Origin of the sequence: Phormidium sp. FACHB-1136, from assembly GCF_014697375.1 — a bacterium.
Lineage (GTDB): Bacteria > Cyanobacteriota > Cyanobacteriia > Phormidesmidales > Phormidesmidaceae > Nodosilinea.
Genome location: NZ_JACJRS010000003.1, coordinates 38,970 through 59,888, shown reverse-complemented (window position 1 = coordinate 59,888; position 20,919 = coordinate 38,970). Strand labels below are relative to the sequence as shown.

The following is a 20,919-nucleotide window of genomic DNA, read 5'->3' as shown; positions in this document are numbered from 1 at the left end:
ATACGACTCATGCTGCCATCTCCTCCAGGGGAATTTGACCCGTAACAGCGGCGGTGATGAGGGCAGAGCGACGTTCTTTGAGAAGAGCGATTGAAGTTTGAATTGAAGTCAGTAGATTTTCACTATCTGATGAAATTTTTGCTAGATGTGCTGCTATCTCCCTCTGCTCAGACACAGGGGGAATTGGCAGAAAGATGTTTAATAAGTTAGTCTGATTGATGGTTGCCAAGTTGGTTGTTTGCCTGGAAATACTGGTGAAGTATGCTTTTCCGTAATGAGATGTCATCAGAATAGCGAGGAAATGAGGCTCTAGATATTCTGTATGAGGGCGGACTGCATAAATATGGTTTTGATGCAGACAGTTTTCTATTTGACTTTCCCAAACATAGCCTCTGCCAAGCTTATCAAAATCACCTCCTTCAGTCATGAGTACATCACCATACTTAAGTTGGTAGCGCGAAACATCACGTCGAGGAATTTCAATTTCTGTGATCTGACTCAGATCTAGAAATCCATCTTGTACATTAGCAACCCGGAGATATGGACATCTAGCGAGATCTTTTTCTGTATAAGTTTTGCCTAGAGTTAATCCGGTTTGCACATCAGCTACAAACTTCAGTCGCCGAATTTCCCAATGCTGGGGGATGTCGCCGAGCCAGGGGAGGCCGGAGGGTTTGAGGGGGGCGTTGGGGTCGAGGCCACGGGTAACGATGTGGCTAATCAGGGCTTGGCGCTTTTCTTCTAGCAGGGCCAACATTCGCTCTTTTTCCGCCACCAGCGCATCAATCTCTGCGGTTTCGCGATCAAGATAGTTAGCAATTTTGGTCTGCACCTCAATAGGAGGTAAAGGAACTACCGTTCTACCTATCGCACTTTTAGGAAGTCCATATCTAGTAACACCTGTAGAAGCTAGTTCTAGCTGTAGAGCAACAGGTCTCGATTGAAGGCAACGAAACAGAAAATGACCATCAAGCTTTTCTAATCGCGGACGAATAATTGCAAGATGATAACCACAAACTAGATCGTCAGCAGTCTCTTTTATATACGCAGGTATTGCTATATCGTTCCACGATTCCGAATCTTTCGTTATGACGACATCATTGACATTTAGATTGAATTTGGAAATCTCATCTAAAGTTGCCGTTGCTCTCATAAGAGGTATGTCAAGGGTTATAAATTCATTGTTGTACACATCTGTGTAGTTGCACAGCCTGACTGGTTCCTCGTTTTCAATTGAGTGCTTGTCAACATTGCTAACTGCATACTCAGCAACAAACTTGATTGGCATAGTTTGCCAATCAGAAGGAAGGTTTGAGGTCTTCAAGGTTGATTCGCTCATGTTGTCATTCGATTTAGGATTGCAAGTATGTTTCCTTCAACCTCAGCCAGTTCTGCATCAATTTCCTTTAGGCTTCTGGGTGGCTGATACTTAAAAAACTCGCGGTTAAAGTTAATCTCATAGCCCACCTTGCCAATGCCGCCATCCATCTCATCCCGCAGCTTGGCATCTGGGTTAATCCAGGCATCCGCCACATAGGGCCGCACCTCTCGCAAAAAGAAATCCACAAGGCTTTCCTTCAGCGGCACATTTTCCGTATCCCGCAAGTTGGCATCCACCTCATACTCCACCGTTTTTTTAGACTTGCCCTCTGGGTCAGCAAACACCCCAAATACCCGATCTAGTTCCGCTGGCTCCAGGTCATTCGGGAATGCTTGATTCGGCAAATCCGTCGCCGTTACCACCCCGGATCGGTTCCCCCGTTTTGCAATCACCGGGGCCGCTTCTGGGTCTACCACCGTAAAACAATCGCGGAAGAACTTTTTCTGCTTGCTGCCCTTTGCCCCCAGGGCCCAAGTCACCTCAGATTCTTTAAACACCCACTGCACCAGCTCCCAAGCCTTGTTCCAATCTAGGTAAGGTTCATGGCCTAATTCTGCCTCCATTTCTGAAATGACTGGGCCTAGTTCAGGATAGTCCGCTAAGAATTTACCCTTGTTTCTATCGGTAATCTCAAACCGCAGCCGCAGGGGGCGCTCTACCGTAATGCGGCGATAGCCAAAGTCGGCATTGTCAAAAAGTTTGCTGGTGTTGCTTTCCGCAAACTGTCCATGCTCACGGGTGAGGGTTGCAATAATATCGGCATCCAGGTAGCGGCGTTTGTCTCCCAGGCTGCGTTTCATCGGTTGCCAACGGTCGCGACCATCAATGAGCTGAATTTTACCCTGGCGTTCTGGCGTTTTGCGGTTCGTTACCACCCAAATAAACGTGCCAATGCCCGTGTTGTAAAACATCTGCTCTGGCAGGGCCACAATGGCCTCTAGCCAGTCGTTTTCAATAATCCAGCGACGAATCTCGCTTTCGCCCGATCCCGCCCCGCCCGTAAATAGCGGTGACCCATTAAACACAATGGCAATGCGGGTGCCGCGCTGGTTTTGCTGGGGGTCATCCGAGGGTTGAAACGCCTGCCGCTTCGAGAGCATATAGAGCAAAAACAACAGCGCCCCATCATTCACGCGGGGCAGCTTGCCCGTGTAGCCATTGAAACCCTTCCAGCGGCTAATCTCCTTTTGTTCCGCCTTCCAGTCCACCCCAAAGGGCGGATTCGCCAACAGATAGTCAAACCCTTCAATATCCTCAAAGGGGGGCGCGGTGAGGGTATTGCCAAACTCAATGCGGCTGTCTTTGTGGCCTTTAATTAATAGATCCGAGGCCGCCACGGCGTAGGAGCGAGGGTTGTAGTCTTGGCCAAACACCTTCACAATGGCGTTTTCATTGTGGGATTGAATCCAGTTTTGGGCTTCCGCCAGCATCCCCCCGGTGCCACAGGCCGGGTCGCAGACGGTGACAATAGGGCGACCCCCGGTCAGCACCTCCCCATCCGGCTCCATTAGCAAATTCACCATCAGGTGAATCACCTCGCGGGGGGTGAAGTGATCCCCGGCAGTTTCGTTGGCCAATTCATTAAACCGCCGAATTAGATCCTCAAACACCAGGCCCATGGTGATGTTATCGACCCGGCTGGGGTGTAGGTCGATTTCGGCAAAGCTGGAGACCACCAGGTAGAGTCGGTTGGCCTCCTCCAGTTTTTCGATCTCTTTGTCAAACTCGAAGCGCTCAAAAATTTTGCGGATATTCTCCGAGAAGCCGTTGATATAGTCTTGCAGGTGCCGCCCCACATTGTCGGGGTCGCCCTTTAGCGCCTTAAAATCGAGCTTGCTGTGGTTGTGGAATCCCAGGGAATTGCCGTTCTCGTCCTTGGCAACGGCATTCAGCGTGGCATCGACGTTTTTAATTTTGCCGCTGGCCTCAAGCAGCTCGTGTTTCTTCAGCACTTGGGCCTTAGAAAACGCTAGCACACCGTCAAACCGCCGCAGTACCGTCATCGGCAGCATCACCCGCTCGTACTGGGGCGGACGATAGGGGCCGCGCAGCAGATCGGCCACCGACCAAATGAAATTGGCTAGGGATTGGAAGTTGGCAGGGCTCATACAATCCTTCGGCGGCTACAGACGGCGATTGTTCCCTATTGTGGCAGCGATGGCCCGCAAAAGGACAGCCGATTCACCTTCTTGTAACGGATCAACGCCATCAACCCAAAGGAGGCTGTCAACAAAACCCTGGCTGAGGTGAAGCGCCCCGGCCTGCAAAACGCCAACGTGAAGCGGGTGCTTCAGTAAGCCCCCGGCCATCGTCTACGCGTTCCCTAAGGATGGGTGGGTTAGCTAGTCTAGCCCACCCATTTTTTGCGTTGTATCATTTTTCTAGTACGTTTTCCTTGTGTACCATGCCTGTTAACAAAGATCCCCAACCTAGCCGTGCCCGAATCGTGGCCAATGTGGTGCTGTGGGTAGCCACGGGGCTGCTGTTTCTCAACCTAGTGTCGCCCTTTTTATTTGGTAGCCAAATTGCCAAAGAACCCTACAGTATGTTCATTCATCGAGTGCAGGATCAGGAAGTGCTGCGGGTCTCGGTGGGGCAAAATGAAATTCGCTATCAGTTAAAGGACGCCGAGGGCCAGCCCGGTGAGGTGTATGTCACCACGCCTATTTTTGACCTGCAACTGCCCCAGCGATTGGAGGATAACGGGGTGGAATTTGCCGCCGTGCCGCCGCCCAAGGGTCAATGGTTTGGCAGTGTGCTGAGTTGGGTGATTCCGCCGCTTATCTTCATTGCGGTGTGGCGATTTTTCTTGGCGCGGGGCAATGGTGGCCCCCAGGGAGCGCTGTCCATCGGCAAGAGCAAGGCCAAGGTCTATGTGGAAGGGGAGGACGGCAAAATCACCTTCGACGATGTGGCCGGGGTGGAAGAGGCTAAGGCCGAACTGGTGGAAATTGTGGACTTTTTGAAAACTCCCAAGCGCTTCACCGACCTAGGCGCAAAAATTCCCAAGGGGGTGCTGTTGGTTGGCCCACCGGGAACGGGCAAAACCCTAATGGCCAAGGCCGTGGCCGGGGAGGCCGGGGTGCCCTTCTTTAGCATTTCCGGCTCGGAGTTTGTGGAGTTGTTTGTGGGGGTGGGTTCCTCCCGCGTGCGCGACCTGTTTGACCAGGCCAAAAAGCAAGCCCCCTGCATTATTTTCATCGACGAATTGGACGCCATCGGCAAATCCCGTGCCTCCAGCAGTTTCTATGGCGGCAACGACGAACGGGAGCAAACCCTCAACCAGTTGCTGACAGAAATGGACGGCTTTGAGGCCGGAGATACCACGGTGATTGTCCTCGCCGCCACCAACCGCCCGGAAACCCTCGACCCCGCCCTGCTGCGTCCGGGCCGTTTCGACCGTCAGGTGTTGGTAGATCGTCCCGATTTGAAAGGGCGTGAGGCGATTCTGAATATCCACGCCAAGGATGTAAAACTGGCGGACACGGTAGATCTCAAGCAAATTGCCACCCGTACTCCCGGCTTTGCCGGAGCCGACTTGGCCAACCTGGTCAACGAAGCCGCTCTCCTCGCCGCCCGCCGCAATAGTACCCAGGTGGAGCAGCAGGATTTTGCGGAGGCCATCGAGCGGGTCGTCGCCGGACTAGAGAAAAAGAGCCGCGTCCTCAACGACAAGGAAAAGGAAATCGTTGCCTACCACGAAGTGGGCCATGCCCTGGTGGGGTCAGTGGTGCCGGGAACGGATGAGGTGGAAAAAATCTCCATCGTGCCTCGCGGTATGGCGGCTTTGGGCTACACCCTGCAACTGCCCACCGAAGATCGCTTCCTGCGCGATGAGACCGAGCTGAAGGGCCAGATTGCCACCCTGCTGGGGGGGCGTTCCGCTGAGGAAATCATCTTTGGCCACATCACCACCGGAGCCGCCAACGACCTGCAACGGGCCACGGACTTGGCCGAACAAATGGTGACCTCCTACGGTATGAGCCAGGTACTTGGCCCCCTGGCCTACGACCGCGCCCAGCGGAACGCCTTCCTCGACAACGGCATGGGTAGCGCCCGCCGCCCGATCAGCGAAGACACCGCCAAGGCCATCGACGAGGAGGTGAAAGCCCTGGTGGAAGCGGGCCACCAGTACGCCCTCAGTGTGCTGCGCCACAACCGCGACCTGCTGGAAACCCTCTCCAAGCAACTGCTGGAATCCGAGGTGATTGAAGGGGAAGCCCTACGGGAACAACTCAGACAGGTGCAAATCCCCGCCAGCGAGGCCCAGTTCCTCAACGGCGCAGAACTGACTACGGTATAGCCCGCCCGGTTCTGGTTGTTGGCCCCCATCACTCCTAGGCATCCTGGGGGTGATGGGGGTGCTAAATCTCAATGGGACAACATCCCGTCCCAGGGATTGTCCACCTGTCTATCCTGCCGAAACAAGTCCAGGATTAGCTTTGGTCGCAGGCGGTGGTGGGGCTAGGTTAGGGTTGAAAGGTTTGGATGAGCCAGCGGGCAATGGTTCCATCGTCCTCAGTTTGGCTGCGGGCCATGGCGGCCTCCACGGTATCGAGAACCAACCCCGGCAGCACCAAGGACTCGCGAATTTCTCGACTGCCGCCATTCTCCACCGCAAAGGCCAGCACGGTTTGGGCTGCAACGTTGACGACCCAATATTCCTGAACGCCCAGCCGTTCGTAGAGCAGCCGCTTTTGGCCCAGATCATCGCTGAGGGTGGTTGACGCTATTTCTACCACCAGATGGGGGACGCCGTAGCGCTGAACATCCACAGGCTGGTTACTTTGGGGCGGCAGGGTAAAGCGGCTTCCCAGGTAAAAGGCGATATCGGGCTGGCCCTCTCGCTCACCCGGTTTGCGAAAGGAGGTATTCGTCAGTTCCACCATGCGAATCATGCGAAGGGTGGCAAATAGCGAGATCACCTTAGAGACAATGGAATTGCTGCGACCGTGCCCAGGGCCTAGTGCTGCCATTTCAATGCGCATCCATCCGTTGTCGTAGTAGTAGCGGGCTTTTTCCAGGTCAAGGCCCTCTCCGTTAGGATCGTGCTGTCGATCACAGATCGCCCCATAGTCCTCCCACCGGGCGGGCACCCAGACATCCGTTTCCATGTCCTGGGGCCGGGGTCGTAACGCTGTATTGACCATGCCAGAACCCAAATTCCTGCCCCTATCCTAACGGCTCAGGCCATAACGGCGGTAGCCCAGAACGACCCAGCCAAATCATTGATCCCAATTGCCTCTGGTTCTGATCGCCCCACCCTCGTTCTGTGGAGTAAGGCCGCAAAGCCACCGTGAACAACGAATTGGGAGCGAGGGATCAGTCAACCTGTGGCCGTTCAGGCAACGGTTGCCCTGGCGAAGTTCCGGGCAGAGATTGGGCCAGAACCCGCCTATACTGGTACTTTAGTGTTTGTGGCAAATCCGAGGAATTCCATGTCTGTCATCCGCGAACTGCATCAACAGTTAGTCAGCAAAGAGCGCTCTGCGGTGGAGATCGCCCAGGGCTACCTCGACCGGATGACCGCCCTAGAGCCCCAACTTCGTAGCTATTTGACGGTGACGGCGGATGTGGCCCTGGCCCAGGCGGCGGCGGTGGATGCCAAAATTGCCGCTGGAGAAGCGCTTAGCCCCCTGGCGGGGATTCCCATCGGCCTCAAGGACAACCTCTGTACCGAGGGCATTCGCACCACCTGCGGATCGAAGGTGCTGGAAAATTTTGTGCCCCCCTACGAGTCCACCGTTACCCAAAAGCTGAAAGAGGCCGGGATGGTAGCCCTGGGCAAAACGAACTTGGACGAGTTTGCCATGGGTAGCTCCACGGAAAATTCCGCCTACCAGATCACGGGTAACCCCTGGGATGTGGAACGGGTGCCCGGTGGATCCTCTGGCGGGTCGGCGGCGGCGGTGGCAGCGGGGGAATGCGCCGTGGCCCTAGGCTCGGATACGGGCGGTTCCATTCGTCAGCCCGCTTCTTTTTGCGGCGTGGTGGGCCTAAAGCCGACCTACGGCCTGGTGTCTCGGTTTGGGCTGGTGGCCTATGCGTCGTCGCTGGATCAAATTGGGCCGCTGACCCCCACCGTGGAGGATGCCGCCCTGCTGCTGGGGGCGATTGCGGGCCATGATCGGCGCGATTCCACCAGTTTGGATGTGCCCGTACCGGACTACACCCAGTTCCTCAAAACTGACCTGAAGGGCCGCAAAATCGGCATCATCACCGAAACCTTTGCCGCCGAGGGCATCGACCCCGCCGTGAAGGCCGCCACGGAAAAGGCCATCCAGCAACTCAAAGACCTGGGGGCCGAGATCCAGGAAATCTCCTGCCCGCAGTTTCCCTACGGCCTGCCCACTTACTACATCATTGCCCCCTCGGAGGCCTCCTCCAACCTGGCCCGCTACGACGGTGTGAAATACGGTGCCCGTAAGGACAACGACAGCCTGATGACCATGTACACCAAAACCCGCGCCGAGGGCTTTGGGGACGAGGTGAAGCGGCGGATTATGATTGGCACCTACGCCCTATCGGCGGGCTACTACGATGCCTACTACCTGAAGGCCCAAAAGGTGCGTACCCTGATCAAGCAGGACTTCGAGAAAGCCTTTGCCAGCGTGGATGTGCTGGTGTGCCCCACCGCCCCCACCACCGCCTTCAAAGCCGGGGACAAGGTGGACGATCCCCTCAGCATGTACCTCTCTGACCTGATGACGATTCCTGTAAACCTGGCGGGTCTGCCGGGGATGAGCCTGCCCTGCGGCTTTGATGACCTGGGCCTGCCCATCGGTCTACAACTGATCGGCAACGTGCTGCGGGAAGACCTGCTGTTTGAGGTAGGCTACGCCTACGAACAGGCCACCGACTGGCACAAACAGCGTCCCTCCTTGTCGTAAATGTCCTGGGTCGGTCGGTCGGCAGTGTAGGTCGTCTTAATGCCCTACTTGCACGGTTTCTTTTTGGAGAAATGCTGAATCCTTGACCTTGCAGCCGCCCCATTTAGCCTGGGCAAAATCGGGATTACTACTCAGTCGTTGCCACACTTTCCACAGCGGTTCTTCTAACACGTTGCCAAAGGTGGCGTGGTTAAAGTCGCAGGACATCACATCGCCGTAGGGGGAGAGGTAAAAATAGCTGGTACCGCAGGAACACCCCACACTGCGATGGCTGCTCATGTAGGCGAAAAAGACCACGCCAGGGTAGCTGGCATCTTGGTTATAGGGCACGGCGGATTGGATCATCGCCTCCACCCAATCGCCATTGTCGATGAGGTCGTCTCGGTGCTGAAGGCGTCCGCTGGGCAGGGCATCGAACACCAGCACTTCGTGAATCCCAAGGGACTTGCCCAGTTCCACTAGGCGCTTCAGTTCGCCGGATTGGTAGGCTTCTGGGGTAATCGTAGCCGAAATGCCAACGGAGAAACCCAGCTTTTTCGCTGTTTTCACCCCCGCCACGGCCCGATCAAACAGTCCCGGCGTTTGTCGTAGGCTATCGTGGCGACGGGGATCCGCTGCATCCAAGCTGACGTAGACACTATCCAACCCAGCCCGCCGCAGTTCCGCTGCCCGTTCTGCCAAGTGCCAGCCATTGGTAAACAGCAACACCGTGGATCGATCCTTATCCACAGCGCGAATAATCCCCGCCAAGTCAGGCCGCAGCAGGGGTTCGCCGCCCACGATATTGATCACCGAAACCCCCAAATCCTGGGCCGCACCAATCGCCTGCTCAAACTGAGGTAGCGTCATGGGCTGGCGGTGGGGATTGTCCACGCCCTCGTAAAAACTACAGTGGCCACAGTGGGCATTGCAGGCATCGTTCACCGCAAGGCTCATCAAATTCGGCAAATTGCGATTTTGGATGCCTCGATACAGGGTGCGGGCGATGAAGTGGGCGGCAGGTTTGCTAAAGAGGGCTGGCGTAGACAGGGAATAGACCGGATAGCCATCCCGAAAGTGAATAATTTTGCTGTGGTTGAGGTAGATGCGGTACAGCACCTCCACAAAATCTGTGCCGTAGCCCAGAGCCTTGGTGGCCATAAACCAGCGAAGCCGCAGTTGGTTCAGCCAAGAGTCCATACGCCCATCCCGCTAGCTAAGGTTGAGCCCCATTGTAGGTAGCACCACCGAGCTAGCGGCAAAACTTCAATAAGTCTTCGCGTTTACCAGGCATTGGAAGATGTTTGAAACGCTCGATTGACGATAGTAAAAGTGGGAGTTCTCCTACCCGTTTCACCCTGCGGGAATTGGCAAGTGTCCATAGATAAGGCGTCCTTTTAGAGGCCAGCGCCCTCTAGCATCAGTGAGCGTTGCACCGATGCATTGATGACGCCTTATTCCGCCGTTTGTTGCAGATACAGCGCCAAGGCATCGCCAATTACTTGCCCCATGGATCGGCCTTCCTTATCCGCCGTCGCTTGCAGGGTAAGGAAGAAATCGTGGGACACACTGAGGCGATGGCGGCCTTCCTTGGTGTGGCTGGGGGTATAGCGCAGGGGGTCGTAGGTTTCGGCAAACTGGCGCAGGGCTTCAAACCCCACCCGGTCGCAGAAATCCCCGAAGCTTTCGCCCTTCTTGCGGCCATCCCGGAAGAACACAAACAGCGGTTCTAGGGTGGTTTCTAGGTCGTTGTCGTGCAGCCGCTCCAGGTAGGGACGGGCCAGCCGAGTTTGGTCGGGGGAACCGCCCAGCCACAGTTGGTAGGATTCGGGCGCACTGCCCACAAAGCCCAGTTCCGCCATGTAGGGACGGGCGCAGCCGTTGGGGCATCCGGTCATCCGCACCACAAAGTGTTCGTCGGGCAGGCCCAGTTTGGTCAGCAGGGAGCGAACTCGGCCCAGGATGGTGGGCATGATCCGCTCGGATTCGGTAATCGCCAAGCCGCAGAGGGGCAGGGCGGGGCAGGCCATGGCGTAGCGCACCAGGGGATCGAGGTCGGTTTCCTTTTGGATGCCGCAGCGGGTCAGGATTCCTTGCACCGCCTCCTTGTCTTCGGGCTTGATGTCGTAGAACAGAACGCTTTGGTTGGGCGTCACCAGCATGGGCAGGTTGAACGTCTGCACAATTTCCCGCAGGGCGGTTTTGAGTTGGAGACCGTTACAGTCGAGGATGCGGCCATTTTCAATAGGCACCCCCACAAACCAGTTGCCGTCGCCCTGTTCGTACCAGCCCAGGTAATCGTAGAACGTCCACTTGGGCAGCTTTTTGAAGGGCTTGAGGGGCTTGCCAAAGTAGGTTTCCACCTGCTGTCGGAAGCGCTCCACACCCCAATCGTGGATCAGGTACTTCATGCGGGAATGGCGGCGATTGACACGGTCGCCGTAGTCCCGCTGGGTGGCGACGATGGCCTTCATCAGGTCGAACACGTCGTCCTTATCCACATAGCCAATCTCATCGGCCACACGGGCAAAGGTTTCTTCCTTATTATGAGTGCGGCCCAGACCGCCCCCGGCCAGCACGTTAAAGCCCTTCAGCTTGCCCGCCTTGTCGGTGATCACCACCAGGGTCACGTCATGGGTGTAGGCATCAATGGAGTTGTCCCCCGGCACCGTGACGGCGCACTTAAACTTGCGGGGCATGTAGTGGGTGCCGTAGATCGGCTCCGGGCTATCGGGGAACAGGGTGTTGTTGACGTTGCGCTGCCGAGCTTCCACCACCTCCGGGTGCTCCTCAGAAGTGAGGAACTTCTCCCCATCCAGCCAAATTTCGTAGTAGGCCTCGGTTTGGGGCCGCAGCAGGTCGGCGATGTGGTTGGCGTAGTCGCGGGCGATCTGGTACTCAGGCCGATTTTTGAACGGGGCCGGAGGGGCCATCACATTCCGGTTCAAATCGCCGCAGGCCCCCAGGGTCGATCCTAGGTTTTTCACAATCGCCGCAATGGTGGCCTTCAGGTTTTTCTTGAGAACGCCATGGAGCTGAATGCCCTGACGGGTGGTGGCCCGCAGGGTATGGTTCCCGTATTCATCCGACAGCTTATCCAGAGTCAGATACAACTCTGGCGCAATGAAGCCCCCCGGATTGCGGGTACGCAACATCATCTGATAATCCTTCTCCTGGCCCTTGGTGCGGGTATCGCGGTTGTCCTGCTGATAAGACCCGTGGAACTTGAGGATTTGAATCGCCGCTTCCGAGAAGAAATTGGTATCGGTCAACAGCTCGCTGGCCAAAGGCTCGCGCAGAAAGTTGCTGTTTTCCTTGATGTCTTCAACCTTAGAACGCTTGGCCGAAGCAGGATTGGGGCCGGATTGGGCGGGCTTGAGAGGAGTCTGAACCATGGCAGCAGAAAAGGTAAACCGTGATGAGCAGGGCCGTAGGCCGAGGGACATAACCTAAATCCACCAAACTTCAGGGAGAATCGAGCTTGCATACCCCGGTAAGTCGGTCGGGATTTAGGTGAATCTCTCTGTATCCTACCATCGGATCCAACCAATCCGGTACCCAGGCTATAGAAGTTCACGCGGCGTTACGGTGCTAGCTTGGCGGCAGTAATGGTTACTTAGGGAAGCTACCTAACTGAATGGTTACCCCCCTAGGATGAACTGGGCCTGGTTTTCGCTATGGTAAAAACAGCCCAATCATTGAGGCTTCCGCAATGACTCCTGCAACGAACCGCGTTCGATGGACAACGGCAGATCTAGAGCTGTTCCCCGACGATGACAGGCGCTACGAGATTATTGATGGAGAACTCATCGTGACCAGAGCACCCAGATGGAGTCATCAGGAAGTGACTGGCCGAATCTTTGCGGCCCTCGATAACTGGTGCCAAGATACTGGGCTGGGGCGAACGGCCATCAACCCCGGCATTATTTTCACCGATGAAGACAATGTGATTCCCGATGTGGTGTGGGTCAGCAATGCACGATTAGATGCCCTGATGGATGAGGCGGAACACCTTACCGGAGCACCAGAACTGGTGGTGGAAGTGCTCTCCCTCGGCAAAAAAGATGAGCAGCGAGATCGCCAGCTCAAACTCAAGCTGTATTCTCAGCAGGGGGTGCAGGAATATTGGATTGTGGACAACACCCTCGGAGAAGTGCAGGTCTATCGTCGCGATCAGGCGGTGCTGACCCTGGCCATGACCCTACAATCGACCGATAGCCTCACCTCGCCGCTGTTGCCGGATTTTTCCTACCCCCTCAGTCGTATTTTTGTGAAGCGTTAGTGGGCTGTGAGTCCATCTCCTTACCTACCCTAGGAGGGCTGAAATCCCTGTGCAACCCATAAGCCCGAAGGAAATGGCGGTGTTCAGACACCATCTGGCCCTGCGCCAGCAAGCGGATCAACAGCGCCTTGCCCAACGGTTTGAGGCGGCGATGCAGGTCGTTCAAGCGGCCAATACCCTACTCAAGCAAGACTTTCAGGCCCAGGAAGTGGTTCTGTTCGGGTCGCTACTACACCGGGAGCGGTTTCATCTGTCCTCAGATGTTGATCTGGCGGTGCGGGGACTGGATTCGCTGGAGTACTTTACCGCTGTGGCTCAACTACAAGATCTATCCCCCTTCAAAATCGATTTGGTGCGGCTGGAACGGTGCAAACCCAGCTTGGCGGCGGTGATCGCCATGGAGGGGCAACCGCTATGAACGGGACTTATCTGGCCACGGCGGGCCGCATTTGGCAAGAACTGGCTGAACTGGATCAGGTTGTGGCGCGGATTGAAAACATTTGGACTCGTCGCCGTCAGGAGCCTTTACCCGCCGATCAGGCTTATGGGTTGGTTGGTAGCACGGTTGCCCTGAGGGGAAAACTAAATTGCTAGTGCCAAGGCTAAGCAGCGTTAGGAGAGTCAGGATGCTAATCAATCTAGTTTTCGTGTTTTTGTTCGGCTTTTTGCTCCTAGCGCTAGTGTTCTTATGGCAGAAGCAGCGCCTTTCTCGGCCAGTCCAGTCCCCACCCCGGCCCACGTATCCAACGAGACAACCAGCCTATCCCAAGGCACAATCCGTTCAGCCACGCCCCCGATCCGTCCAGGCAGAACCCCGTCCCAAGATTGATCTGCGTCGGAAGCCTACTCCTCAAGCGGCGGCAGACGGTATACCAGAGGCAGCTATCAAAGCGGTAACGGTTTACACCCACGACCGGGCAACAGCGAAACGGTTGATCCAAAGTTATCGCCGTAATCACAGTGGCCAGGATTGGAACGAAACGGCTAACCAAGTAATCCAGGACTTGATTCGAGATCGACGTTGATCTGGCTGACGGGGTGCCATAGGCTGGAAAGGTAGGGAGCGCTGTCGGGAATTTGCAGAACCAGCGTTTGCAAAGGGAACGCCATAGTAGGGATATCCAGTTATCAACCGCTTTACCTTAAGGGTTTGGCACAGGGAAGACCTCTGTCGTCCTAGCGAAATTCGCAGGGTCAGGGTTCTATCTCAGGGAGGACATGGTGCGCTGATAGCCCGACCTGGGAATAGCCTAGGTTGAGTGGATTAGGCTTTGCCGTTGATGAGTGCTTTAGAGAGGCCAGAGAACCGTTCCATGGCAATCATTAGCAGGGCGGTGAGGAAAATCAGCACCCCGGAGATGGCGGCGGCACGGACATCCAGGTCGTTTTCGATCATCGACCACATGCGGATGGGTAGCATTTCGGTGCGGGCATCGGACAAAAATAGGGTCACGGCCACGTTATCAAAGGAGGTGAGGAAGGCCATGAACGCTCCAATCAGCACCCCCGGCTTGATCAAGGGCAATGTCACGTTAAAGAAGGTGTAGGTGGGGCTGGCCCCTAGGGCGCTGGAGGCTTCCTGGAGGGAGGAGCCAAGCTGGGTCAAACTCGCCAGCACGTTCCGTACCACGTAGGGAGTACAAATCACGATGTGGCCAATGATCAGGGTGAACAGGGACAGGCGTACCCCCACCATGGCAAAAAAGGCCATCATCCCCAAACCTAGGGCCACACCGGGCAGGGCCAGGGGCGACATCACTAGGGCATCCATAACGGCGACCCAGCGGCCCCGGCTATTGATCATCGCTAAGCAAGCGGCCACCCCCAGCACCACGCAGACAATGGCGGTGAATAGGGCCACCTGGAAGCTATTCAGGGCGGCGGCACGAAGTTCTGGGAAATTAAACAGCGACAGATACCACTGCAAGGAAAATCCGGGGGGCGGAAATTGTAGGGTGGCCGAGGAACTGAAGGAGGCCAACAGCACAATAATGGTGGGGGCTGTGAGCATGATCAGGCCCAGGATGGCGAGGATGGGCATCACCATCGCAAAGGACATCTGATCCAGCTTGCGGAGGGAATAGGCCGACTCTGAGGGCAGTTGGGTGGGCGGGTTGAGGGGAGTTGAGGACATGGCGGTTTCTAGGGAGTCTGAGGTTTGGTGATCTAGCTGAGGACATCACATGGCGCGGAGTCCGGGGTGCTGGGTTCCGCTGTCGCTACGCCCAATACAGGTCTGCGTTAACGGATATAGCGGCGGCTGCGCTTGCCAAAGGCTCCTAGGAGCAGCACTACAGCTACCACCATGATCAGCAGCAGGGTGGACACGGCGGCGGCGAAGGGCTGGTTCAGCAGCACAATGCCCTGTTGGTAAATCAATGTCGGCAGATAGATGAGCTGGCCCCCGCCGATGATGGAGGGCGTGACGAAGGAGCTAACCGTGAGAGCAAACACCAGCAGCGCCCCGGAAATCATTCCCGGCAGGGTGAGGGGAAAGGTGATTTGCCAAAAGGTGCGCCATGCCCCACCGCCCAGGCTTTTAGAGGCCGCCGCCAGACGCGAGTCAATTTGCGATAGGGAGGCCACGATGGGCAGCACCATCATCGGTAGCCAAATTTGGGTCAGGGCAATCAGCACCCCGTTGTGGGTGAACAGCAGGCGGATGGGTTCCTCAATCAGCCCTAGCTTCATGAGAGCCGTATTGATTAACCCCTGCCGTCCCAAAATCACTACCCAGCCAAAGGTACGCACCACGGCACTGGTGAGCAGGGGCAGCATAATCAAAAAGGTGAGTACGCCCTTCCAGCGGGCATGGGCATTCACATAGAAATAGGCGACGGGGTAGCCAATGATCAGGCAGGCAATGGTGACTTGAATGCCGAGCCAAAAGGTATCGGTGAGGGCTTTGACGTTGACCGCATTGCCAAAGAATTTCAGGTAGTTATCTAAGGAAATACCGCCATCGGCCCCCGCCTGAAAACTAGAGGCAATCAAAATCACCAGGGGCACAATGTAGAAAAGCTGCAAAAAAATGGCCAGGGGCAGGGCCAAAAAGTCCTGTTTAGGCCGCAGCAGTTGAGTGATGTTCATGGGTTATGGCTGGTGGGGGTGGACATTCGGACAATCCTGAAAACTCACTTTCGCAGACTAGGCTAGAAACCCGATTGTTTAATCTTAGTGATCACCGCAAAACGGTCGGTTTGCGCCATAAACTGGGTTTTTGAAGAGGGCTTTCTAAATACGACGGCTAAATTGAAAGGATCTAGATCTCGCCACGAAATCAAACTCCAGCAACAACCAACAAACACTTGTGCCAAATCTGACCTGTATGCCCCGGTATCCAATGGGCGAGGAGACCTCACCCCTACGGTTGGTTGGTTGGGGAATCAGGGTGTGCTAGATCGGGTTAGGCACCATTCCTGAGCCCAAAGACCACGCTTGGGACTGATGTGTACCGAGTCGCTCCATTGACCGACCTAGGCGGGGAAGACGGAACAGGCGTCGGAGGAGACCAGATCGAGGTGAATCTGATCGCCGGGGACGAGGGGCTGGGTGCCGAGGGTGCGGGGCTGGGTGAGTTTGATGTGGAGGTCGGAACCCAGGGCGACATCGTAGGTCATCATCGCGCCGAGGGGGAGGCACATGGCCACGGTGCCCGCTAGGGTGTGGCGGTGGGACTGGCTTTGTACCCGCAGGTTTTCGGGACGGATGGCGACGGTGATCTGGCCTTGGGGCGTGAGGGCATGGTCAGAGGCGACCTCTAGTTCGCCACCGGGCACCTTGACCAAATAGCCCTTATCCACCCGACCCAGCACTTCCCCAGGCAAGTGGTTACAGGTGCCCACAAAGGAGCTGACAAACTGAGTGGCGGGACGGTCATAGAGGTTGCTGGGGCTGTCGAACTGGTGAATTTCGCCCCCAGAGAGGACGGCAATGCGGTCAGACATGCTCATGGCCTCCTCCTGGTCGTGGGTGACCATGATGGCCGTAATGCCGCGAGCGCTGAGGATGCGGCGAATTTCAATCTGCATATCCAGGCGCAACCCTTTGTCGAGGGCGCTGAGGGGTTCGTCTAGCAGCATAATCCGAGGTTCCACCGCCAGGGCGCGGGCAATGGCCACCCGTTGCTGTTGCCCCCCCGACAGCTCACTGGGTACCCGCTTGGCCAAATGGCTGAGCTGCACCATATCCAGCATGTCCCCCACTCGGTTGGCGACTTGGCCTCGGGACATTTTCCGCCCCGCCCGCAGCCCGTAGGCGACGTTGTCCCACACGGTCATGTGGGGGAAGAGAGCGTAGTTTTGGAACACAATGCCCGTGCCCCGTTCGCTAGGGGAAAGCCCCTTAACGGACTTGCCATCGATCAGCACATTGCCCGCCGTGGGGTCGAGGAAGCCAGAAATAATCCGCAGCAGGGTGGTTTTGCCGCAGCCGCTTGGCCCCAGCAGCGACACAAATTCCCCCGGCTGAATCTCCAGGTTGATGTCCCTCAGCGCCATAAAAGACCCAAACTGGTGCATGACCTGGGACAGGGTGAGGCTATGCCCCGTCGCATCGGCTAGGGTAGCTGTGGCCGCGAGGTGGGCGGGCGATGGGGTGGTTTGTACAGACTGCATGGGTTCTGTCTCTGCTATGGATAGTCGGGAACGGACGCGATAGCCGCAGGAGCAACGGCCCCCTACTCTGGGTTCGTAGGAATGGAAAGATGAATGAGTTCGCCAATCTTGGTGTATTCCACCGGGCCACCCAGGCGGGTGACGGGCTGCATGTGTACTGTATCCACCAGACCTAACGGACTTCTGTATAAATCTTTGCGAATATGGAAGCGCAAAACTTGTCCCAGCACCATGACGCTGGTGGCCTCCGCCACGGGCACAATCTGCGTCACCCGACATTCCATCGCCACCGGGGCACCCTCAATCCTGAAGGGCTTCACGTCCATGGCCGGAATCGCCTTTAATCCGGCCACCTCAAATTCATTGGTGCCGTGGGGCAGTTCCATCGCCGTTGTCACCATCGCCTCAGCCAGGGCTTCATCCACCACATGGCAGACAAACTCCCCCACCTCCCGCACATTGCGTAGGGTGTCCTTTTCCTGGGGTTCGCGACGGCGCAGGGCCACCGAAAACATCAGTGTGGGCGGAAAGCCCGACACCGCATTAAAAAAGGAATAGGGGGCGAGGTTAGGCTGGCCCTCGGCGCTGATCGTAGACACCCAGGCAATGGGGCGCGGGGCCACCACGCTGGTCAACAAATGATAGGGGGCGGGCACCGCCATCTCCGCCGTGGCCAGGGTGATCATCTCCGGGGGATCGAGGTCGGGCATGGTTGGTCGGGCACTGTGGACTCAATGTGGAAGAAGGGCGAGGAGACCTCGCCCCTACGGTGTAATCCATCCATTGGGAGGCTAGACGTTAACCTAGGACTGCACCGTTTGGTTGAACCGTTCGATCCAGTCGGCCCGCTGGGGGTTGATGGTGGGCCAATCGAGGTTGTGGGCCATGGCGATGAAGTCATCCACCGACTCGATCCCCATGGACGCAGCCAACTGGGGCGGGAAGTCTACGGTGTTGTTGGATGGGATATAGAAGTAGGGCGCACCGACCACCTGCGCCTGGGCCGCTACGCTCAGCATGGCATCGACGTAGGCCACAGCCCGATCCAACCCAGCGGAGGGATTTTTCACAATGTTGAGGCTGTAGCGGGCGGCGGCAATGCCCGTTTCCAGGGATGCAATCCCCACCGGGACACCCCGTTCCGCCAGGGTCAGCGCGTCGTTGTGCCACATGGGAGACACGTCAATCTCGCCCTGCTGGAAGAGGGTGAGCAATGCCCCAGGGTTCGCCGCCACACCATTCACACGGGGCAGCATTTCCGCCACCGCCTCAAAGGCAGGTTCAATGTTAGATTCATCGCCCCCCAGGGTCTTCGCCAACTCCACCATGAAGGAGGTACCCAAGATGCTGTTGAGGCTGACCAGCCCCAGTTGAGCATTCAGATTGGGGTCAAGCATGACTTCCCAGGAGGTGGGCGGCGTTTGCACCCGCTCGGTGTTGTAGGCCAGCACAATGCCCTGGGCATAGAAGATCGGTGCGAGCCCCTGATCGCTAAGGAAGCCCGGGTTCACATCGCTGCTGTTGGGGCTTTTATCCATGGGGAAGGGCTGGAGCAGGTCTTCCGCGATGGCCACAGCATTCTGCCCATCGTCTAAAATCAGCACGTCAAAGGGCGGGTTCTCTGGGGAAGCCTTCACCCGTGCAATTTGCTCAAAGGCCAGCAGGGGTTGGGCGCTGACGGCCACCCCAGTTTGATCCGCCACCACCGGGGCCAACGCTTCCCGAAACAGGCTGTCCGTGGTGCCAGGGAAGGAGGCCACGATCAACTCACCCGCCACATCGCTTTCTGCGGTCACGGTGGTGCCCCCCTGGGGAGCCGAGGCATCGCAGCCCTTCAGCGCCCAACTGGCCCCCAAAAACAAACCCGCACCCAACACAGAGCGACGGGAAACTCGCTGTAACGACCGATGATTCACGGTGTGGATACCTCTCTAGATAACGCCGGGACAGAAGTTTGCGTACTGCATACAAGTTAGGCTTCTTGTATACAAATAAGTGCCTAGGGGAATCCGTAATATAAGCTACCGTTTAGCCAAGTGTGGTTATTCCGGCGAGTTCATCAACCCTGGGTGATCCTGGGGCCGGGGGCCAGAAGCATCCCAAAAGAAACGACGGTCTTCGGCGGCAATGGGGCGGTCGTTAATGCTGGCTTCGCGGCGACGCATTAGACCATTCTCGGCAAATTCCCAGTTTTCGTTGCCGTAGGCCCGGTACCACTGCCCCGCATCATCGTGCCATTCGTACTGAAAGCGCACGGCAATGCGGTTTTCGCCAAAGGCCCACAGTTCCTTCACTAGGCGATAGTCCAGTTCCCTATCCCACTTGCGGCGCAGGAAGGCCCGGATGGCTTCCCGTCCTTGGAAAATTTCGGCCCGATTACGCCAGTGGCTATCTTCCGTATAGGCCAGGGCCACCCGGTCGGGGTCGCGGCTGTTCCAGGCATCTTCTGCCATGCGGACTTTGGCGATGGCGATGTCATGGGTGAAGGGGGGCACAAGGGGCGTAGACATAGGGACAGTATTGGATAAGGAGACCTGGCCCCCGGATACTGGGGGTAAGTAAGCCGGATTTAGGATGAGATGTTGCTGGCCGGACAACAAGGCTACCAACCAACTAGGCTACCAGGGCGGGTTCGGGTAGGGCGTGGAGCATCTTTTTGAGCTGTTTCAGGGCGGGGGTAACGATGGCCACAAAGTAGGCTTCCCGCAGTTTGCGTTCTGGGGCGCTGCCGTGGACATAGGCACGGGCTCCGGCGTGGAGCATCGCCGACTGAGCCGTCCGCAGAGAGAGTTCTGATCCCGCAATCCGGGCCTGAATCACTTCACGGATGAGGGCGATGTCTTCCACCGCCCCCGTGCAGGCATCGAGGCGATCCGCTAGGGCGTAGGTACGCTCACGGGCCATCTGCAAATCCAGGGCCAGGTCGTCGGCTTGGTCGTCCAAAAATTGATTCACATGGCCGAGACGCTGGTTGGAACGGCGGATTAGCTCAATGCAGTTATCCACTAGCCCCAGACCCATGCCCACCTGGGTGAGGATGAACCCAGGACGAATGCAGCGCACATAGGTTTCGCAGGGGGCGGCCAGTACGCGGTCGTGGGGCACAAACACCTGGCGGAACACACAGCTATAGGTTCCGGTTCCTTCCAGGGCGATAAAGTGGGCGTTGCAACGCAGGGTCAGCCCCTCCAGGGCATCGGACACCACTGCCATGAGATACTCATCGCTGTCGGCAATTTTGGCAGCCACACCAAACTCGTGCCCCGGCCCCAGGTTAGAGACCCAGGGCAGCATCCCGCTAATTTCAAAACCACCCTCCACAGGCACAGCCGTCAGGGCAATTTTCTCGATGTCAGCAAAGTGCTTCATCGGGTTAGACAGCCCCGTCCCGGCTAGTTTCTGTCCAGTGACAATATCTGGCAGCAGGGTTGAGGCGAGGGCCGTATTGTGGGTTTTTTGCAAATACCAGGTACAGGCCACCTGGCACCAGGTCATAAATCCCGTAGAGACACAGACCTTGGACACTTCTTCAATAGCTTGAATGGTGGCCCGCAGCCCTAGCCCCGTGCCACCAAAGTCAGGAGATACGGCATGGGCAAAGGCTCCGGCTTCTCCCAACTGAGTCAAAATATCCGCCGGATATTCGCCCTTGAGATCAATATCTTGCACCTTAGGGGTTAGAGCTTCCTGAACCACTAATCGAACAGCAGCAACGGCTGATTCGTGGGTCAGTAAGGTGTTTTTCAAAGGTGCGGTTTGGAGTGTTTGCAT

General features: G+C 56.7%; 17 protein-coding genes. 5 read left to right on the top strand and 12 right to left on the bottom strand.

Annotation, left to right across the window (positions count from 1 at the left end; translation table 11 throughout):
- Positions 1 to 7: 7 nt before the first annotated feature.
- Both H6G62_RS01880 and H6G62_RS01875 read right to left on the bottom strand, forming a co-directional pair.
- Positions 8 to 1,339: a restriction endonuclease subunit S gene (locus H6G62_RS01880; RefSeq protein WP_190492417.1), complete on the bottom strand. Its 1,332-nt coding sequence runs from the start codon at positions 1,337 to 1,339 to the stop codon at positions 8 to 10.
- On the bottom strand, positions 1,336 to 3,489 hold the full coding sequence (locus tag H6G62_RS01875; protein ID WP_190492416.1) for a class I SAM-dependent DNA methyltransferase: 2,154 nt from the start codon (positions 3,487 to 3,489) through the stop codon (positions 1,336 to 1,338). The genes H6G62_RS01880 and H6G62_RS01875 overlap by 4 nt, the downstream gene beginning before the upstream one ends.
- A gap of 296 nt (positions 3,490 to 3,785) precedes the next feature.
- Here H6G62_RS01875 and ftsH4 point away from each other — a divergent pair, with 296 nt between their 5' ends.
- Entirely contained in the window at positions 3,786 to 5,684 is a 1,899-nt protein-coding gene (gene ftsH4 / locus H6G62_RS01870) for an ATP-dependent zinc metalloprotease FtsH4 (RefSeq protein WP_190492415.1), read from the top strand.
- Between the two features lie 166 nt (positions 5,685 to 5,850).
- On the opposite strand, the gene H6G62_RS01865 is transcribed toward ftsH4, so the two are convergent.
- Positions 5,851 to 6,531, bottom strand: a complete 681-nt coding sequence (locus tag H6G62_RS01865) for a Uma2 family endonuclease (RefSeq protein WP_190492414.1) — start codon at positions 6,529 to 6,531, stop codon at positions 5,851 to 5,853.
- 288 nt (positions 6,532 to 6,819) lie between these two features.
- Between H6G62_RS01865 and gatA the strand changes: the two genes are divergently transcribed.
- Positions 6,820 to 8,271 (top strand): Asp-tRNA(Asn)/Glu-tRNA(Gln) amidotransferase subunit GatA, encoded by a 1,452-nt coding sequence (gene gatA / locus H6G62_RS01860; RefSeq protein WP_190492413.1) that lies wholly within the window; start codon positions 6,820 to 6,822, stop codon positions 8,269 to 8,271.
- 36 nt (positions 8,272 to 8,307) lie between these two features.
- On the opposite strand, the gene H6G62_RS01855 is transcribed toward gatA, so the two are convergent.
- Positions 8,308 to 9,450: a radical SAM protein gene (locus H6G62_RS01855; protein WP_190492412.1), complete on the bottom strand. Its 1,143-nt coding sequence runs from the start codon at positions 9,448 to 9,450 to the stop codon at positions 8,308 to 8,310.
- A 254-nt stretch (positions 9,451 to 9,704) separates the two neighbouring features.
- A complete protein-coding gene (gene sir / locus H6G62_RS01850; protein WP_190492411.1) occupies positions 9,705 to 11,645 on the bottom strand; it encodes a sulfite reductase, ferredoxin dependent in 1,941 nt (646 codons plus the stop codon).
- Between the two features lie 317 nt (positions 11,646 to 11,962).
- Here sir and H6G62_RS01845 point away from each other — a divergent pair, with 317 nt between their 5' ends.
- The 3 genes from H6G62_RS01845 (at position 11,963) to H6G62_RS01835 (ending at position 13,126) form a co-directional block, all read left to right on the top strand.
- The gene (locus H6G62_RS01845; RefSeq protein WP_190492410.1) at positions 11,963 to 12,532 is read left to right on the top strand and encodes a Uma2 family endonuclease; all 570 of its coding nucleotides are present in this window, start codon (positions 11,963 to 11,965) and stop codon (positions 12,530 to 12,532) included.
- Positions 12,533 to 12,605: 73 nt separating this feature from the next.
- A complete protein-coding gene (locus H6G62_RS01840; RefSeq protein WP_190492409.1) occupies positions 12,606 to 12,950 on the top strand; it encodes a nucleotidyltransferase domain-containing protein in 345 nt (114 codons plus the stop codon).
- A complete protein-coding gene (locus H6G62_RS01835; protein ID WP_190492408.1) occupies positions 12,947 to 13,126 on the top strand; it encodes a hypothetical protein in 180 nt (59 codons plus the stop codon). Before H6G62_RS01840 ends, H6G62_RS01835 begins: the two co-directional genes overlap by 4 nt.
- Positions 13,127 to 13,796: 670 nt before the next feature.
- Here the strand turns inward: H6G62_RS01835 and H6G62_RS01830 are convergent.
- From H6G62_RS01830 to H6G62_RS01800, 7 genes are all read right to left on the bottom strand, one after another.
- Positions 13,797 to 14,666, bottom strand: a complete 870-nt coding sequence (locus H6G62_RS01830; RefSeq protein WP_242051783.1) for an ABC transporter permease — start codon at positions 14,664 to 14,666, stop codon at positions 13,797 to 13,799.
- Between the two features lie 107 nt (positions 14,667 to 14,773).
- Positions 14,774 to 15,622 carry an ABC transporter permease gene (locus H6G62_RS01825; protein ID WP_190492407.1) on the bottom strand — a complete coding sequence of 283 codons (849 nt, stop codon included), beginning with the start codon at positions 15,620 to 15,622 and terminating at the stop codon, positions 14,774 to 14,776.
- Between the two features lie 386 nt (positions 15,623 to 16,008).
- The gene (locus tag H6G62_RS01820; RefSeq protein WP_190492406.1) at positions 16,009 to 17,148 is read right to left on the bottom strand and encodes an ABC transporter ATP-binding protein; all 1,140 of its coding nucleotides are present in this window, start codon (positions 17,146 to 17,148) and stop codon (positions 16,009 to 16,011) included.
- A gap of 62 nt (positions 17,149 to 17,210) precedes the next feature.
- A complete protein-coding gene (locus H6G62_RS01815) occupies positions 17,211 to 17,858 on the bottom strand; it encodes a flavin reductase family protein (RefSeq protein WP_190492405.1) in 648 nt (215 codons plus the stop codon).
- A 93-nt stretch (positions 17,859 to 17,951) separates the two neighbouring features.
- The gene (locus H6G62_RS01810; RefSeq protein ID WP_347239267.1) at positions 17,952 to 19,064 is read right to left on the bottom strand and encodes an extracellular solute-binding protein; all 1,113 of its coding nucleotides are present in this window, start codon (positions 19,062 to 19,064) and stop codon (positions 17,952 to 17,954) included.
- 126 nt (positions 19,065 to 19,190) lie between these two features.
- Positions 19,191 to 19,658 carry a nuclear transport factor 2 family protein gene (locus tag H6G62_RS01805; protein ID WP_190492404.1) on the bottom strand — a complete coding sequence of 156 codons (468 nt, stop codon included), beginning with the start codon at positions 19,656 to 19,658 and terminating at the stop codon, positions 19,191 to 19,193.
- Between the two features lie 103 nt (positions 19,659 to 19,761).
- Entirely contained in the window at positions 19,762 to 20,895 is a 1,134-nt protein-coding gene (locus tag H6G62_RS01800) for an acyl-CoA dehydrogenase family protein (protein ID WP_199324676.1), read from the bottom strand.
- Positions 20,896 to 20,919: the final 24 nt, after the last annotated feature.